Annotated in this window: 21 protein-coding genes, 3 tRNA genes and 1 other RNA gene; 17 read left to right on the top strand and 8 right to left on the bottom strand. The window is 34.1% G+C overall.

The genetic code is table 11. From position 1 onward, the window contains the following. Positions 1–291: 291 nt before the first annotated feature. From Q0W04_RS03570 to Q0W04_RS03540, 7 genes are all read left to right on the top strand, one after another. Positions 292–570: a 50S ribosomal protein L44e gene (locus tag Q0W04_RS03570; RefSeq protein WP_292739056.1), complete on the top strand. Its 279-nt coding sequence runs from the start codon at positions 292–294 to the stop codon at positions 568–570. A 9-nt stretch (positions 571–579) separates the two neighbouring features. Beyond that, positions 580–759 carry a 30S ribosomal protein S27e gene (locus Q0W04_RS03565; protein WP_067044971.1) on the top strand — a complete coding sequence of 60 codons (180 nt, stop codon included), beginning with the start codon at positions 580–582 and terminating at the stop codon, positions 757–759. A 64-nt stretch (positions 760–823) separates the two neighbouring features. Then, on the top strand, positions 824–1,624 hold the full coding sequence (locus tag Q0W04_RS03560) for a translation initiation factor IF-2 subunit alpha (RefSeq protein ID WP_298500517.1): 801 nt from the start codon (positions 824–826) through the stop codon (positions 1,622–1,624). Between the two features lie 6 nt (positions 1,625–1,630). Next, positions 1,631–1,798 (top strand): RNA-protein complex protein Nop10, encoded by a 168-nt coding sequence (locus tag Q0W04_RS03555; protein WP_296790088.1) that lies wholly within the window; start codon positions 1,631–1,633, stop codon positions 1,796–1,798. A 6-nt stretch (positions 1,799–1,804) separates the two neighbouring features. Continuing rightward, entirely contained in the window at positions 1,805–2,575 is a 771-nt protein-coding gene (locus Q0W04_RS03550; RefSeq protein ID WP_298500514.1) for a proteasome assembly chaperone family protein, read from the top strand. A 30-nt stretch (positions 2,576–2,605) separates the two neighbouring features. Beyond that, positions 2,606–3,157, top strand: a complete 552-nt coding sequence (locus Q0W04_RS03545; protein ID WP_298500512.1) for a DUF2112 family protein — start codon at positions 2,606–2,608, stop codon at positions 3,155–3,157. A 22-nt stretch (positions 3,158–3,179) separates the two neighbouring features. Further along, positions 3,180–4,367 carry a TIGR00375 family protein gene (locus Q0W04_RS03540; RefSeq protein ID WP_298500510.1) on the top strand — a complete coding sequence of 396 codons (1,188 nt, stop codon included), beginning with the start codon at positions 3,180–3,182 and terminating at the stop codon, positions 4,365–4,367. A gap of 5 nt (positions 4,368–4,372) precedes the next feature. On the opposite strand, the gene Q0W04_RS03535 is transcribed toward Q0W04_RS03540, so the two are convergent. The 3 genes from Q0W04_RS03535 to Q0W04_RS03525 form a co-directional block, all read right to left on the bottom strand. Beyond that, positions 4,373–4,446, bottom strand: a tRNA-Arg gene (locus Q0W04_RS03535). Between the two features lie 57 nt (positions 4,447–4,503). Then, positions 4,504–4,577: transfer RNA gene (locus tag Q0W04_RS03530), tRNA-Arg, on the bottom strand. An 89-nt stretch (positions 4,578–4,666) separates the two neighbouring features. After that, positions 4,667–5,191, bottom strand: coding sequence for an endoglucanase (locus Q0W04_RS03525; RefSeq protein ID WP_298500509.1), 525 nt, complete (start codon positions 5,189–5,191; stop codon positions 4,667–4,669). Between the two features lie 161 nt (positions 5,192–5,352). Between Q0W04_RS03525 and frhA the strand changes: the two genes are divergently transcribed. The 4 genes from frhA to frhB are packed head-to-tail and all read left to right on the top strand — an operon-like array spanning position 5,353 to position 8,866. Beyond that, positions 5,353–6,567, top strand: coding sequence for a coenzyme F420 hydrogenase subunit alpha (gene frhA, locus Q0W04_RS03520; RefSeq protein WP_298500507.1), 1,215 nt, complete (start codon positions 5,353–5,355; stop codon positions 6,565–6,567). An 18-nt stretch (positions 6,568–6,585) separates the two neighbouring features. Beyond that, complete coding sequence (gene frhD, locus Q0W04_RS03515) at positions 6,586–7,155, top strand: coenzyme F420-reducing hydrogenase, FrhD protein (protein WP_298500505.1); 570 nt, start codon at positions 6,586–6,588, stop codon at positions 7,153–7,155. Beyond that, positions 7,155–8,003, top strand: coding sequence for a coenzyme F420 hydrogenase subunit gamma (gene frhG / locus Q0W04_RS03510; RefSeq protein ID WP_298500503.1), 849 nt, complete (start codon positions 7,155–7,157; stop codon positions 8,001–8,003). Before frhD ends, frhG begins: the two co-directional genes overlap by 1 nt. Before the next feature lie 11 nt (positions 8,004–8,014). Further along, positions 8,015–8,866 carry a coenzyme F420 hydrogenase subunit beta gene (frhB, locus tag Q0W04_RS03505; protein WP_298500522.1) on the top strand — a complete coding sequence of 284 codons (852 nt, stop codon included), beginning with the start codon at positions 8,015–8,017 and terminating at the stop codon, positions 8,864–8,866. 77 nt (positions 8,867–8,943) lie between these two features. Here frhB and map read toward each other — a convergent pair whose 3' ends face one another. After that, a complete protein-coding gene (gene map / locus Q0W04_RS03500; protein ID WP_298500501.1) occupies positions 8,944–9,861 on the bottom strand; it encodes a type II methionyl aminopeptidase in 918 nt (305 codons plus the stop codon). A gap of 100 nt (positions 9,862–9,961) precedes the next feature. On the opposite strand from map, the gene Q0W04_RS03495 reads away from it, so the two are divergent. From Q0W04_RS03495 to rnpB, 4 genes are all read left to right on the top strand, one after another. Then, entirely contained in the window at positions 9,962–10,369 is a 408-nt protein-coding gene (locus tag Q0W04_RS03495; RefSeq protein ID WP_298500499.1) for a hypothetical protein, read from the top strand. An 8-nt stretch (positions 10,370–10,377) separates the two neighbouring features. Then, positions 10,378–10,902, top strand: coding sequence for a hypothetical protein (locus Q0W04_RS03490; RefSeq protein ID WP_298500497.1), 525 nt, complete (start codon positions 10,378–10,380; stop codon positions 10,900–10,902). Between the two features lie 94 nt (positions 10,903–10,996). Further along, positions 10,997–11,071: transfer RNA gene (locus Q0W04_RS03485), tRNA-Met, on the top strand. A 20-nt stretch (positions 11,072–11,091) separates the two neighbouring features. Beyond that, positions 11,092–11,374: RNase P RNA component (gene rnpB, locus Q0W04_RS03480), an RNA gene on the top strand. Positions 11,375–11,386: 12 nt separating this feature from the next. Here the strand turns inward: rnpB and Q0W04_RS03475 are convergent. Further along, a complete protein-coding gene (locus Q0W04_RS03475; protein WP_298500495.1) occupies positions 11,387–12,268 on the bottom strand; it encodes a radical SAM mobile pair protein B in 882 nt (293 codons plus the stop codon). Between the two features lie 386 nt (positions 12,269–12,654). Between Q0W04_RS03475 and Q0W04_RS03470 the strand changes: the two genes are divergently transcribed. Next, positions 12,655–12,972, top strand: coding sequence for a TfoX/Sxy family protein (locus Q0W04_RS03470; protein WP_298500493.1), 318 nt, complete (start codon positions 12,655–12,657; stop codon positions 12,970–12,972). 296 nt (positions 12,973–13,268) lie between these two features. Further along, the gene (locus Q0W04_RS03465) at positions 13,269–14,372 is read left to right on the top strand and encodes a low temperature requirement protein A (RefSeq protein ID WP_298500491.1); all 1,104 of its coding nucleotides are present in this window, start codon (positions 13,269–13,271) and stop codon (positions 14,370–14,372) included. Between the two features lie 110 nt (positions 14,373–14,482). Here Q0W04_RS03465 and Q0W04_RS03460 read toward each other — a convergent pair whose 3' ends face one another. The 3 genes from Q0W04_RS03460 to Q0W04_RS03450 form a co-directional block, all read right to left on the bottom strand. After that, entirely contained in the window at positions 14,483–15,085 is a 603-nt protein-coding gene (locus Q0W04_RS03460; protein ID WP_298500489.1) for a TetR/AcrR family transcriptional regulator, read from the bottom strand. Between the two features lie 30 nt (positions 15,086–15,115). After that, positions 15,116–15,724 carry a TetR/AcrR family transcriptional regulator gene (locus Q0W04_RS03455; RefSeq protein ID WP_298500487.1) on the bottom strand — a complete coding sequence of 203 codons (609 nt, stop codon included), beginning with the start codon at positions 15,722–15,724 and terminating at the stop codon, positions 15,116–15,118. A gap of 148 nt (positions 15,725–15,872) precedes the next feature. Beyond that, positions 15,873–16,475, bottom strand: a complete 603-nt coding sequence (locus tag Q0W04_RS03450; RefSeq protein WP_298500485.1) for a TetR/AcrR family transcriptional regulator — start codon at positions 16,473–16,475, stop codon at positions 15,873–15,875. Between the last annotated feature and the right edge of the window lie 25 nt (positions 16,476–16,500).

The following is a 16,500-nucleotide window of genomic DNA, read 5'->3' as shown; positions in this document are numbered from 1 at the left end:
TTGTTTACAATATCGTTCAATTCAACAAAATTTCACAAAGGATTTCAACATAGCCGTTTTTCCATTAACTTTATATAACTTATTAAACATAAATAGAGAGCATATCTATTTGTGATACTAAAAAATTATATTTTATATAATTTGGATTTTTGCTGTTTGTAGACTTGATGCGTTACACCACAGTTTTAATCTCTAACATTTTTTGATATAACTGCTAGTTAGATAAATTTATGAATAGATTTCCAATGATTTATTAATTAAACACTTAAAAGTGTATAAAACGGTGAAAGAATGAAAATACCAAAAGAAAAAAGAACATACTGTCCTCACTGTAAAAGACACACAGTGCATGAAGTACACACTGCTAAAAAAAGGAAAGCTAGTGAGTTAACTTGGGGACAAAGACAATTCAGACGTGTAACTGCTGGTTACAGAGGTTATCCAAGGCCTTTACCTGCTGGAAACAAACCAGTTAAAAAATTAGACTTAAGACTTAAATGCAAAGAATGTGGTAAATCTCACATCAAACAATCTTTCAGAACAGGAAAACCTGAATTTGTAGCAAAATAGGTGATTAACATGGTTAGTAAAGGTAGAGGAAACTTTTTAAAAGTTAAATGTTTAGATTGTGACAATGAACAAGTAATATTTGACCGTGCAGCATCTGACGTAAAATGTATTATTTGTGGTAAAACCCTTGTCAAATCTCGCGGTGCTAAAGCTAAAATCACTGCACACATTGAAAAAGTTTTAAACTAAATATTTTAGTTTTTAACTTATTTTTTACTATTTTTTTATAATTTTTATTGATGTTGGTGAGAGTATGGTAAGAAAAAGTCAAGAATGGCCTGATGAAGGAGAACTTATTGTAGGTACAGTTTATAAAGTTCTTAATTATGGGGCTTTTGCTAAATTAGAAGAATATCAGGGCAAAGAAGCTTTTATTCATATTTCTGAAGTATCTTCTGGTTGGGTTAAAAATATCAGGGATCACGTAAGAGAAAACCAAAAAATCGTCTGTCGTGTTCTCAGAGTAAATCCTAAAAAAGGGCATGTGGATGCTTCTTTAAAAAGAATCCGTGAAGATCAAAGAACTAAAAAAATCCAACATTGGAAAATTGAGCAAAAAGCTGAAAAATTCTTAGAATTGGCTGCTAAATCATTAGATAAAGATTTGGACACTGCTTATGATGAAGTAGGTTATGAACTTATGGACATCTTTGGTGATGTTTATGGCGCTTTTGAAACTGCTTCTGATGAAGGTGCAGAATCACTTACTGAAGAGGGAATTCCTCAAGATTGGGCAGATGCTATTACTGAAGTAGCTAAGAAAAATATTACTCCTCCTGAAGTTCATATCAGCGGATATGTCGACATTGAAACTTTCGTGCCTAACGGTGTTGAAATTATCATTGCAGCATTGAAGGCCGCTGAGGACAATGGCGATGAGGAAGAGGAAATCAAAGTCCAATGTGTTGGAGCACCTAGATACAGAATTACAGTTAAATCTACAGATTATATATTGGCAGAAAAAGCTCTTAAATCTGCTGCTGATAGGTGTATTGCAGTTGTCGAAGAATCTGATGGAAATGGTTCATTTTTAAGAGAATTAGATAATAATTAGATTCTTATGAATATGAAAATGAATAAATGTCCTGAATGTGGTATTTATACTTTAAAGGAAGCCTGCCCTAAATGCGGAGGCAAGCTTAAAGTGATTTATCCTCCTAAATTTTCAGTCGAGGATAAATACGGTAAATACCGTCGTATATTGAAAAAGGAATCAATGAAGGAGTAATTGAGTATGGAAACTACTGAAATAACTGTTTTAGAAGACATTGAATTGGATAATCCTATTTTTATAGAGGCATTACCTGGTCTTGGACATGTGGGTAAACTGGCTGCCGACCACATGATTGATGAATTGGGAGCTACCAAATTTGCTGAAATCTATTCTCCAACATTTCCTCCTCAAGTTATTGTTAAAGAGGAAGGAATCATTGAAAACATGAAAAATGAATTGTATTACTTAAGGGATGTTGGCGAAGATGATTTGGATTTGATTATTCTTGTTGGCAATACTCAATCTTTATCCCCTGAAGGTCAATACCTTGTCTGTAAAGATATTTTGGAATTCGTAAAACAGTTTGATATTGACAGAATTTACACATTGGGCGGAATGGTTACCGGTCAACCTCCGGAATCTCCTAAAGTTTTCGGTGCAGCCACTAATGAAGCAAATGCTGAATTATTGAAGGAAGCTGAAATAGAACTTAGGTCAAATGATGGGGGTATTGTCGGAGCGTCCGGACTATTTTTAGGTTTGGGAGTTCGTCAGGGAATCCAAGGGTCCTGTCTGATGGGTGAAACTCCGGGATACTTTATTGATGCCGAATCTGCAGAAGCAATATTAAATAAACTGTCCATGTTGCTTAATTTTGAAATTAATGTTGATAAATTAGAGGAAAGAGCTGAAGAAACCAGACAAATGATTGCTAAAGCTCAACAAATGGAACAGGATATGATCAATAAGGCTAATGCAGGAAATGCTGATGATTTAAGATATATTGGATAAACCAATATATTTTTATTTTACTTTTTTTTTATGAATGTTATTGTAGTTCCAGACGCTTCAATGATTGTCATTCCATTAATTGAAAAAAATGGACATAACTATTTATCCCCCTCAAATTTCTCAAGATTTGACAATATGGACATCTGTGAGGGCAATTTGGTTTTTGATAATGTAATTTCAAAATACACTTCAAGTGAAGTGCCTTCCGGTGTTAAAAGCAGAATCATTCTGTTTTCCAAAGTTGCTGATAGGGCAGATGCAGCTATTGTAATTGGAAGGAGACCTAAAAATCGCACACCGATGTATAATGCATTAAACGATTTGATTTTGTTTGGCGGAAACTCATGCAACAATGCACATAGCCTTGTTTTAAAAATAGTTGATGATTTGGATATTCCTACATTGAAACTCGCCTATCCATTAAACCAAAAACAGATTATAGAAATGATAGATAAGACAAACTGTTTTTTAAAGAATTTACATGATTTTGTTCCCGATGATGATTTGGGTGTTGATTTGTATCCCAAAAAGGAAAAATGCCCTGTTTTGGATGTAAAAAGGATATTGGATAACTTAATATAATAACAGTTTCTAACATTTAATCATGTTGGTAAATGCTGATTTTCATGTTCACAGCTGTTTTTCAATGGCATCATCAAAAGATATGCTGATTAAGAATATGGCTCCAAAATCAAAATTGAAGGGATTGCAGCTTCTGGGCACAGGTGATGCATTCCATCCCGCCTGGTTAAATATGATTGAAGCGGAAACCTCCTATCTGGGAGACGGAATTTATGCCTTTGAGGATATGAATTTTGTTTTGACAACTGAAGTTGAAGGCAAAAACAAGATTCATCATTTGATTATAATTCCAAATATAGAAATTGCCAGGGAACTGTCTGACAAACTCCCTTCTAAAAACAAGGCGGCTGACGGAAGACCTAAAACCCAATTGGGTGGTGCCGAGATTTTGGAAATGGTCCGGGATTATGACTGTTTGATTGGACCTGCACATGCATTTACTCCATGGACCGGAATGTACAAGTCATTTGACAGCATTTATGACTGTTATGATAAAAAGCCTGACTTTGTGGAACTCGGGCTTTCTGCCGATACATTCATGGCCGATACGGTAGGTGAACTTAAGGATTTTCCGTTCCTTTCAAATTCCGATGCTCATTCCCCATGGCCTCACAGATTGGGTCGTGAATTTAATCAAATTGAGCTTCAAGATATTTCATTTTCTTCGATAAAACATGCAATTAAACATAAGGATATTAAAGCAAACTACGGTTTGATTCCAAACCTGGGAAAATATCACATGACTGCATGTACCAAATGCTACAAACTGATTGATCCGGTCATTGCAAAGGAAAACAGGATGAAATGCAGTTGCGGAGGAACAATCAAAAAGGGTGTTGATTTTAGAATCTCTGAAATTGCGGACTACAGCCAACCGAAACATCCGGATTTCAGACCTGATTACATTCATCTGATGCCTCTTGCCGAATTGATTTCAACTGTTTATGGTAAGGGAGTTACAACAAAAACAGTTCAGGGCAAATGGCAGGAGCTGATTGACTGTTTTGCAACTGAAATCGATGTTTTGATTAATGCTTCAATTGAAGAGATAGGTAATATTGATTCTAAAATAGCTCCTGCCATCGAATCATTCAGAAACAAAACTATTAATGTTATTCCTGGTGGTGGAGGTAAATATGGTGAAATTTCATTCGATAAGAGATTAACCAAGCCAAAAACAGAAAAAATCGTTACTTTGGATAATTTTTAAAAAAGCGGACTTGGAGGGATTTGAACCCTCGATCTTAAGATTAGGAGTCTTACGCCCTTCCAGACTAGGCTACAAGCCCATAAAATTTTTAATTCAATGAAATGTTATTTTAAAAAAAGTTAGTTTGCATTGAGAGCGGACCCGCCGGGATTTGAACCCGGGACCTTCGGATTAGAAGTCCGACGCCCTATCCAGCTAGGCTACGGGCCCTTCATATACAACAATAATTATTATATTTTTTGTATTATATATAGTTATCTATTCATTTAAAAAAAATAAATAAAGGATTAGAATAATCCTTACATTCTACTAACAGATCCGGTTGCATCATTAATGCCTATGCTGTCTACTGCATTTCCGTCTTCATCATAGATGGTTGCGTACCAGTATCCGCCAGAGTATCTCACACTTCCAGCATAACATCCAGGTTCTCCAACAGCACTATTTGCAATACTTTGAGCTTCAGAGTATGATAAGTGTGTACTTGAACTGGAACCTGATCCAGAGCCTGAGCCAGATCCAGAGCCACTTCCACTTCCGGAACCTGATCCTGAACCACTTCCGCTGCCTGATCCTGAACTTCCGGATGATGAACTTCCAGAACCGGAACCACTGCTTCCTCCATCAGTAGTAGCTACAGAGGATCCACTTCCGTTTCCATTGTGGGTATTATTTCCAAGCCCACTGCCATCATCACTGCTTGAGGATATACTGGATAAGTCGGAGAATATTGGACTATCACTATTTGTTATTCCGTATGCTGCAACAGCTGCTGCAATACATAATACAACAATTATAGAAATTATAATATTTGCTTTATCCAATTTTTTCCCTCCTTTAAATATATTATTATGTATAATATTTAAATTAAGTTTTTTATTTCTTATATATATTTCGATTAATTTTTTGTGGCATAATTTATTAATAATAATATTTATAAATAATTAATGTTAGTTTCTAATTGCTAATAATTGAGGTGACATATTTGAAAGATAGAGTAGTTATATCTCCAACAACTCGTCAAGAAGGCCATGCCGAATTGGTCATGGAAGTTGACGATGAAGGGATAGTTACAAAAGGTATGTATTTTAGTATAACTCCTGTTAGGGGTTTAGAGAAGATGGTTCTTAACAAAGCTCCTGAAACAGCACCTGTTTTATGTCAAAGAATTTGTGGAGTATGTCCAATTCCACACACATTAGCTTCCGCTGAGGCAATGGATATGGCATTAGGTATTGAAATTCCTAAAGCAGGTAAATTGTTAAGAAAAGCTGTCGCAGCAGCACACGGTATTAACAGTGCAGCAATTCACCACTTTTTAGTTGCTCCAGATATTACTGATGACAGTAATTTTGTAGCAGCTGTTGACAGTGTAAGTGAAATCAGAAAAACTGTTCAATACGTTGTAGATATGTGTGCTGGTGAAGGTATCCACCCTGCTGATATCAGAGTAGGTGGTATGGCAAGAAACATTACTCCATTCACTAAAGATAGATTAATCGAAAGAATGACTGCACTCAGACCAAAACTTGAAGCTCATGTTGAATTAATCAAAGGACTTGTTCTCGACGCAGGTTTACCAAAAGATCTAGGTGTAGTTAACCAACCATTAATGGCTATGGATGCTACTTACGGTACTAACGAATTTGATATGGACAAATTCTCTGAAGTTTTACCAGAAGCATGGTATGATGATCCAGAAATTGGTACCAGAGCTTGTTCCGTAATTCCTTTATGGGAAGGTCAAAACGTAGAAACCGGTCCTAGAGCAAGAATGGAAAAATTCCAAGGTTTCAAAGACAAAGGTGTAATCGCACAACACGTTGCACGTGCTGACGAAATGTTGAAAAACTACGACGCATGTATGGAAGCATTAGATGCACTTGACACATCCGCTCCTGCAAACGTAAGTTACGATAAAAGAGGAACTGGAGAACTTGGATTTGGTGTAATCGAAGGTCCTAGAGGTACTGACGTACACATGGCACAAGTTGTAGAAGGAAAAACTAAATTCTACTCTGCAATTGTACCAACTACATGGAACATTCCAACTATGGGTCCTGCAACTGAAGGATTCTCTCACGAGTTCGGTCCACATGTAATTAGGGCATACGACCCATGTTTATCCTGTGCTACTCACGTAATGGTAGTTGACGATGAAGACAAATCCATTCTTAAAAATGAAATGGTGAGAATCTAAGTAACTTGGAGGAATTAAATGCCTTATGATTCGGATATAATCGTCATCGGTTGTGGAAATGTTTTATTTAAAGATGATGGATTCGGGCCTATTCTTATAAACATTTTGCAAAAATATGCAAATGATACTAATGACTATTATGATCCAGCTGTTACTTCATATGTAGAGGATGAATTCGATAAAGAGATTTTAGAGCAAATTAAGCAAAAATTTGACGGTATTGAGTTACCTGAAGGGGTTCAATTCATTGATGGTGGAACTGCGGCTCCAACAAATTTCTTCCCATTATACGAAGAGTATGATTGGAAAAAACTCATCGTATTGGATGTGGTGGAATTTAATGCTGAGCCTGGAACCGTAGATGTATTTGATCCGAACGTTATGCAAAAAGGAAAATATGACAATCCTCATGGAATGACCGTGGAAAATCCTCTTCAAGAAATTTCCGAAAAATGTGAAGTAGTTATTGTGGGATGCAAACCGGCTGAGATTCCAACTCCGGATGTTGATATGGGTTTAACAGAACCTGTTACAAAGGCGATTCCTAAAGCTATTGATATTATTTTAAAAGAAATTGGGGTAAAATAATGTTTGATAAATTGAAAAAAGCTTTCGGTGGTTCTTCTGAAGAAGCACCAAAAGTAGAAGAAAAAGTTGAAGCTGCTCCTGTAGAAGAGAAAGTTGAAGCTGCTCCTGCAGAAGAAACTAAAGCTGCTTCATCAAAACCACGTATTGGTTACATACACTTAAGTGGTTGTACTGGAGATGCAATGTCTTTAACTGAAAACTATGACATTTTATCTACAGTTTTAACTGATATGATTGATATCGTATACGGACAAACTTTAGTTGACAAATGGATTCACGGTACTTATGCTGAAGAAATGCCAGAAATGGACTTATGTTTAATTGAAGGATCTGTATGTTTACAAGACGAACACAGTGTCCACGAAATTTTAGAAGCAAGGAAAAAATCTGGCTTAATCTGTGCATTCGGTTCCTGTGCTTTAACTGGTTGTTTCACTACTTTTGCACGTGGTGGTCAACAAGCACAACCTAAACACGAATCTTTCTTACCAATTAGTTCATTAGTAAAAGTAGATTTAGCACTTCCTGGTTGTCCTGTAGCACCTGAAGTAATCGCAAAAGCTGTTGTAGCATTATGTGAAGGCGACTTAGATTACTTAAAACCAGCAATGGATTGGGCTGCATGTGATAAAGGATGTGGTTGTGACGTATTAACCAATGTAATCCGCCAAGGATTATGTACCGGTTGTGGAACTTGTGCTCTTGCTTGTCCTACAAGGGCAATGGGCTTTTCTGAAGGTAGACCTAGCTGTGACAGAGACAGATGTATTAAATGTGGTTCTTGCTACATGATGTGTCCAAGATCTTGGTTACCTGTAGAAAGAATTAAAAAGGAAACAGGACTTTAGGAGGAATGGATATGCCATTAGGTACTTATAAAGAAGCATTATCTGCAAGATCTACTGATAAAAAAATTCTAGATGTATCACAAGACGGAGGAATTGTTTCAGCATTACTCTGTTACGCACTCGATGAAGGTATCATTGAAGGTGCAGTTGTAGCTGGAACTCCTGACGACGATTGGAGACCAATTCCTACTGTAGTAACTTCCTCTGATGAAGTTATTGCTGCAGCAGGTACTAAATACTCAATGTCCCCAACTTTATCCGCATTAAAAGAAGCAACACGTCAATACGGATTAGAAAAAGTTGGTGTTGTAGCAACTCCATGTCAAACCCAAGGTTTAAGAAAAGCACAAGCTTACCCATTCACTAGATTTGTCGCTGAAAAAATCAAATTAATCATCGGTATCTACTGTATGGAAAACTTCCCTATGGCTTCTCTTGACACCTTTGCAACCGCAAAATTAGGATTTGACAGCTTACAAGAAGCTACTAAAATGGACATCGGTAAAGGTAAATTCTGGTTAACCAAAGACGGTGAAGACTCTGGTTTAGCTATCAAAGAAACCCACGGTTACGAACAAGCAGGTTGTAACATCTGTCAAGACTATGTTTGTGAATGGGCTGACGTATCAACCGGTTCTGTCGGATCTCCTGACGGATGGTCTACTGTTTTAACCAGAACTGACGATGGTGACAGTGTATTTAAAGCAGCTGTTTCAGCTGGTTTAATTGAAACCAAACCAATGGACGAAGTAAAACCTGGTCTTCCTTTACTTGAAAAATTAGCTAAAGGTAAAAAAGACAAAAACACTGCAGAACGTGAAAGAAGAGCTAAAATGGGAGTTAAAATCCCTGCTTTATACTAAATCTTCTTTCTTTTTTCTTTTTTTTTAAAAATTTAGTATTTTAAATAAAATAAGTTTTGAAGAGAAATTAATCCCTTCTAGATAGTTGTAACTGTACAGCCTTCTTTTTCAATGATGATTGTATGTTCCTTTTGACTTACAAAACAGCCCTTTTTCTCACGAAGTGGCGCATAAGGATAAATTGCCATTGCTTCTGATAACTGTTTAAGTCCGATTGATCCTTTCCTTTCACCAAACTCATCGGTAATCCAGCGACCTGAAAATGGAACATATCTGTGGTTGTGCTGAATGTATTTTAAAACTTTTTGTGTTGTTTTCATTCTGAAAGGTTTGTTTGCCATATATGAGAAGATGTAATGTCCGGGAGCGTCGTTTACAATTCCTTCACCATTTGTTGCAAACGGTTCGATTGCTACTGCCTGGCCTTCATCCAGAATGTAGTTGTCATGGTTGTCATAATTTGGAATTGAAATTCCTGCATGGAGGTTGTTTTGCTCCAGGCTGTGTCCGGTCAGATTGAATATCGGATTTAGGTTATATTCTGAAATTGCTTCGTGAACTGCAGCACCAATTTTGGATACTTCAATTCCTGCCCTTGCAGTTGCAATTGCCGCTTCAAGACCCGCTGCTGATGCTTCTACTATTTCTTCATGTAAGTTAATTTCATCCTGAGTGTAATTTTCATCAATGTTGCCGTCAGCAATTATTGTAACAGCAGTATCTGCGATATAGCCGTCAACCATTGCACCTAAATCAAGTTTTACCATATCTCCTGCCTTAAATTTGGTTTCATCGCCTGCAGGTGAGGTGTAGTGTGCTGCTATTTCATTGATGGATACATTACATGGAAATGCAATTTCAGCACCATTTTTTAAAATTTCGCTTTCTACATAATTTACTAAGTCTAAAACTAATGTACCGTCTTTAATCATTTTGGAAGCTTCGTCACGAATTTTGGATGTAAGTTTTCCGGCTTCTATGTAAGATTCTATCATATAGTATTACCTTCTTTATTAAATAATTAATTTTATAATTGATGAAGTTTATATAATAATGTATTGTTAAACTAGTTTATATAAAATTGGAGGTAATTAAATGGAAATTCCTACAATACCTGACCAAATGTTTTATTTAATCATTGCGGTCATTGTTGCAATTGTATTGATTATCATTGTATTCCAATGGAGAAAAGTTGCGCAATCTAAAAATTCAATATTAATACTTGAAAAAGAAATTGAGCTTAAAAAAATGTCCATGGTGGAAAAAGACATTGAATCCAAAAGATTAATGGATAATCCAATTCCATTGCCACAAGAGCAACAGGACAGTCTTTCAGCTATCAGGCAATCCACAACTGAAGTCAGAAGCAACGTCGGCTATCTTCACTCTGAAATCAATGAAAGATTAGCCAGACTTGAAGCTGAAACTGAACAAAGAAAGTTAGAAAAAATGCTTAAAGAAATTGAAGAGAAAGAAGCTAAACTTAAAAAAATGAATAAATAGGTGGTAAGATGGATGCTATGGAAGTGGTTGCAGTTATAATCTTAATTGTAGCTATTATAATTTTAGTTTACTATTATCTATTAAATAGTCCTGGATCTATGAGTAAATTACGCAGTTATGTGCCAACTACTGCTGATGCCCATATGAACGAAATTTTAGGCAAATCTAACGATACCGGTTATGATATTCCTAAAGATGATGTTCCTGCTGAAAAAGAGGAATCCGAATCAATGGGTAAAAGAATTAAAATCAAATTGAGCGATATTGATTCTGCAATTAATACTGACGCTTTTTCTAATAAAATCGATGCATTTTTAGATGAAAAAAGTGATGAATTAATTAAAAGTTGGTCTTTAGCCACTACTGACGATTTGGAAGAGCTTCAAACCAAGTTTTCACAAACCACATCCAATGTGGATAAATTGGATAAGGATTTCAATGAATTCAGAAAAACTTCTGAAGAATTCCAAAAAGCAACTGAAGAAAAGTTAAATGACCTTGATAAAAGAATTGAATCATTAGAAAATAATTAAATTTATTTTCTTTGATTTTTTCCATTTTATGGAAAACTTTATATACAATCTAAACAATATTTATAATATAGTTTTATACTATTTTTGTTTGTATAGCAGGGTGGGGTAGTCTGGTGATCCCGCGGGGCTCATAACCCCGAGATCCCTAGTTCAAATCTAGGCCCTGCTACTTTTAATTAATATTTTTTGGCAAGTTAAAGACAGCTGCTGGTTTATTTTAAACTAAGGAAACTCCGCCCATCGCACAGAACTACGGCGTTGAAAAACGTATACTGAGAAGTATGACTCTGGAGCAGAAACGACACGGCTTTTAATGGTAGACGATGATATTTAATTGAGGACATTAAAAGAAGCGGTGAAACGGCCATTCCGTAGGATGCAAGAGCAAAGGTGCCGATGACAACCTGTATGAGGCAAGGTAGCACGCTAAGATGAATGCTGTTAAACAGAAGGTGGGTTACTCTTGACAGGCCATGAATATTAATTATTTCTTATTTTTTGAACTTTGCCTAATTTTTTCATGATAGAAATAATTAATGATAATTGGTTTGTCTAACGGATTAATTAAAAATGGTTCTTCATCAATAACATACATATGTCCATTTTTATTTGCAAATTTTTCTATTTTTTTATCTAATTCACTCCAATAATCCATATTTTTGTGTTTATAGATGTCCTCATATAATAATTCTAAATCCGGATGTTTTTCACTTATGTAATCGAGAATAACTTTTTTATATGCTCCGCGAAGATTTAGATTTTCAAGCCAGATATAGTCAACATAACCACTAACTTCATTTATTATTTCAAAAACATCTGTTATTCCTGGAAAAATTGGAGATACAAAACAAACGGTTTTTATTCCCTCGTCGTGAAATCTTTTAAGGGTGTTTAATCGCTCAGATATTGGAGATGCATTATCCATGTCTTTTCTGAACTCTTCATCCAAAGTGTTAATTGAAAGTGAAATTATTGGATCTGGAAACTTTTTAATCAAATCTATGTCTCTTAATATTAAAGATGATTTTGTAGTTATAATTAAATTAGCATCCACGCCTTCAAGTTCTTTTAAAAATTCTCTTGTTTTCTTAAATTCTTTTTCACATGGATGGTAACCGTCTGTTACAGATTCAACGATTATTGTTTTGCCTGAATATTTTTGAGGATTTTTAATATTTGGCCAATGCTTCACATCAACAAAAGTTCCCCACTTTTCTTTATGATTAGTAAAACGTTTCATGAAATCCGCATAACAATATTTGCATGCATGTGCACAGCCAATATAAGGATTGACTGTAAATCCTGCAATTGGTAAATTGGACTTTGAAATAACTGATTTTACTTCTTTGTGATTAATAATTATCATTAATTAAAATTACTTAATTAAAATATATAAATCTACATATATCAGTAATTGGTGAGATTACCTGAAGTTATTTTTCTATCCAGTTAGTATCAAGGTTGATTATTGATAAAAACGAATTTTATGCATCGTAAAGTTAATTATTAATTTCTTTTGTTTTACAATTTTAAAATGTCGGAAATGGTGGTAGGATTGGTCTATTTTGTATAGGTAACCCACCATATTTTTGGTGGCTTGCTCTTAACGGCCATGAATATTAATTATTTTCTTGTTTTGCTAATTTTAATTATCATTTTAACATTTTCATTATTAAAAATATTCTAAACATTGTCAAAACTTATTAATAGATAAATTGATAAAGTACTAATGAAAACTTAAAAGGGATTAGAATGGCATCAAGTAAAGACTATTTGGAATATATTTTGGAGCAGTTATCAGATTTGGATGATATATCTTATAGGGCAATGATGGGTGAATACATAATATATTATCGTGGCAAAATCATCGGGGGCATCTATGATAATCGTTTTCTTGTCAAACCTGTGAAAACAGCTATTGCAATGATGCCTAATGCAAATATGGAACTGCCATATGAAGGTGCAAAGGAAATGGTGCTTGTTAATGATGTTGAAAACAAAGCATTTCTAAGAGAACTTATAGAGTCAATGTATGAAGAACTTCCAACTCCAAAGAAAAAACGTAAGTAATTCTATTTTTTTGAAATGAATATTTCATATTGAAATTGCGAATATTTTAAATATCGCATGTGGTGGCAGTCTTTAGCTATTTTTTATAGGTAACCCACCAAATTTTTGGTGGACTGCTCTTAACATGCCATGAAATATTAATTGTTTTCTTATTTTAATAATTACAGTTTATTTTAAGTTTTTTTTATGTATTGTGTGATTTGGGGATTTTGTTTAGGATTAAAATTTGAATTTTTGTAAGATAAAAAATTAAATCTAACAATTAATTTTATTTATTCAAATTTTAAATTATTATTATGGCAATAGTTGATAAAAAAGTAGAATTGATAGAATTATTTTATGATCTGATTTTTGTTTATGCTATTTCGAGGTTAACTACCCTTATTAGGGAGCCAGTTAATGGGATTATGCATCCTTTTTTTGTATATTTGATTATTTCCTTTGTTATAATTCAAGTATGGTTGTATTTCACGAATTACATAAATCGATATGGGAAATGGGAGGTGCATGATTATATACTGACGGTTGTTAACATGATTGCCGTAATATATATGGCAAATACAATTAATACTCAATGGAATCAAATGGCTCTTCCATTTAACATTTCAATGCTTGTAATGTTTTTAACCGTTATTGGATTATACTATATTCATGATAGAAGACAAGAAAATAAGAATAATGCAGCCCACAATTCCATAAAAATCATAATTATTGTCTGCATGATTTATATTGTAGCTTTAATCGCCCTGTTTTCTAATAATTTACGTTTTGCTATTTGGATTGATGCTGTTGCTGTTGTTGTTGGTGCATTTTTACCATTTTTAAGCGGTGATTTTGATAAAGGAATTGTTAATTTTCCTCATTTAGTTGAGAGATTTGAACTATTAACAATTATTACATTTGGTGAAGCGATTGTTGGAATGACATATTTCTTTGATATAACTTCACTTAACTTAAGGTCATTTTTCGTCTTTTTCATTGTTTTATCATTGTTTGCCACTTATGTTATCCAAATCCATAGACTTATGGATCATCATAGGGAAGAAAGGGGTTTTAAATTAATGTTTACTCATTATTTCATTATTATCAGCATTAATTTAATGACTGTTATTTTCGAATTACTGCATTCTGGCAAATTTGATCCCCTTTTTGAATCAATCGTAATGATTATTTCATTAATTGTTTTCTATATATCTTTAATGGCTAATAAATCCTATTATAAAGAGGGCGTTGTATTTACAAGAAATGATTCAATTAAAATGATAATTTGCATTGCTGCAGGTTCTTTAATCATGTTGCTTTTCAATAATACTCCCCACGGATTTTTACTTGGTGCTTTGGTGATTGCTTGTGGAAATTTCATTGTTTTAGTTCAAATTCAACAAAAGTTTTTGAAATAATTTATTGAAAGTGTCAATGGGGGTTGTTTCAGTTATTTTTTGATAGTAACCCACACGATTTTAAGTGACCTACTCTTAAAAACCTTGAATATTAATTATTTTCTTATTTTTCACTGCCATTCGATGGCCTGCCAGGTCATATCAAAGTTTTTCTCGAAAAGGGAATCAATATCCTCATTTGGGAAATCTAACCAAAAGCATTGAACTCCCATATACATGATGTATAATGTTTCGGCAATGTTTTTAGTTGAGAAGTCATTCCTGATTTCATTTTTCCTTTTGCCGTCTTCGACAAGGTCGGTTAAAAATATCCCAATATCATCTCCTATTTGTGAAACTGTCCTGTTGACCTCATCATCGGCATATCCTGTTGCGGTTAAAAGAATTAATACAGTCCCGTAATTGATTTTTTCATTGATGCTTTCAATTTCCACACCGTCGGTGAAGTGATGCAAAATATAAAGCAATCCATCATGGATTCTCTCCTTTGTGGAACCTTCAAGAGGGATTTTATCAAAATCGATTTTCATATAATCCACCATATACTTTTGCATAATCGCTTCAAATATGTCGTTTTTATCTGAAAAATGATAATATATGCCGCCGGTTGTCAGTCCGGTGCATTTTTGAATATCTCTAATTGAAATATCGATTGTACCTTTCTCCAGTATTAATTTCAGCGTTTTTTCAACAATCAAGTCCTTAGTGTTCATCTAACCACACAATGTTTTCAAGTTAATTAATTATTCTCTGAATCTTATCTTTTCCCATTGCAAATCAAAATTATTTTCAAAGACAGAAATCATATCATCAATTATATATGCCTCCCATTTATATGCAATTCCCATGTACATGATAATTAATGACTCTACAATGTCTTCGGTTGAAAAGTCCTGTCGGATTTGCCTGTTTTTTTGACCTTCCTCAATAATTTCTGTGAATAATTCCTTCAATTCGTTTAGGAGGCTTTGGAGTAACTCCTGAAAATTTTCATGAACAAATCCTTTTGCAGTCAAAATTGCCAATATGATTCTGTAGTCTATTTCATCATCAATCGCTTCAATCTCGATTTCGCTTTGTTGTTGCTTAAAAATTTCAGCCATGACATCGTGGATTTTCTCTTTTGCATTTCCCTTAATCTGCCTGAGTTCATCTATATTGAATTTGTAATAGTTTAGATAGTATCTTTCAGTAATTTCATTGTATATCTCTTCTTTATTAGAAAAATAGTGATATATTCCGCCGGTAGCAATTCCGGATGCGGCACTGATTTCTCTAATTGAAATAATTGAGTTCTGCTTTTCAATCATTAATTTTAAAGTACTTTCTAAAATTAATTTTTTTGTATCCATACATATAATAATTTATATTTTATGGTAATTAAATGGTGTAGAGAACGAACGTTCTGTTTGTGAAAATTTAATATAAAGAACAAACGTTCAGTTATGTTGGAAAATAGTGACTAATCTCATGGTTTTTATAGATTAAAAAAAATAGTTTTCATTGGAATTCGATGGCCTGCCAGGTCATGTCAAAGTTTTTCTCAAAAATGGAATCAACATCATCATTTGGGAAAGTTAGCCAAAAACCTTGAATTCCCATATACATTGTATACAATGATTCTACAATGGTTTTAGTTGATAAATCTTTTCTGATTTCATTTTGAATTTTACCGTCTTCGACAATGTAGCTTAAAAACGTTCTAATGTCAGTTCCTATTTGTGAAATTGTCCCGTTAACCTCATCATGGGCATATCCTGTTGCGGTTAAAAGATGTATTACACTTTGATAATTGATTTTTTCATTGATGCTTTCGATTTCCACGCCGTTTACGTATTGATGTAAAATATAAAGCAATGTGTCATGGATTTGGTCCTTTGTGGAACCTTCAAGTGGGATTTTATCAAAATCTATTTTAATGTAATCAATCATATACTTTTGCAGAATCGCTTCGAATATTTCTTTTTTATCTGAAAAATGATAATATATGCCGCCTGTTGTCAGTCCGGTGCAATTTCGAATTTCACTAATTGAAATGTCAATTGTACCTTTCTCCAGTATTAATTTTAGCGTTTTTTCAACAATCAAGTCCTTAGTGTTCATCTAACAGCCTCATGTTTCTCAATAT

Source organism: uncultured Methanobrevibacter sp. (genome assembly GCF_947170395.1).
Lineage (GTDB): Archaea > Methanobacteriota > Methanobacteria > Methanobacteriales > Methanobacteriaceae > Methanocatella.
The sequence above is the reverse complement of the archived record's forward strand: the minus strand, read 5'-3'. Positions and strand labels throughout refer to the sequence as shown.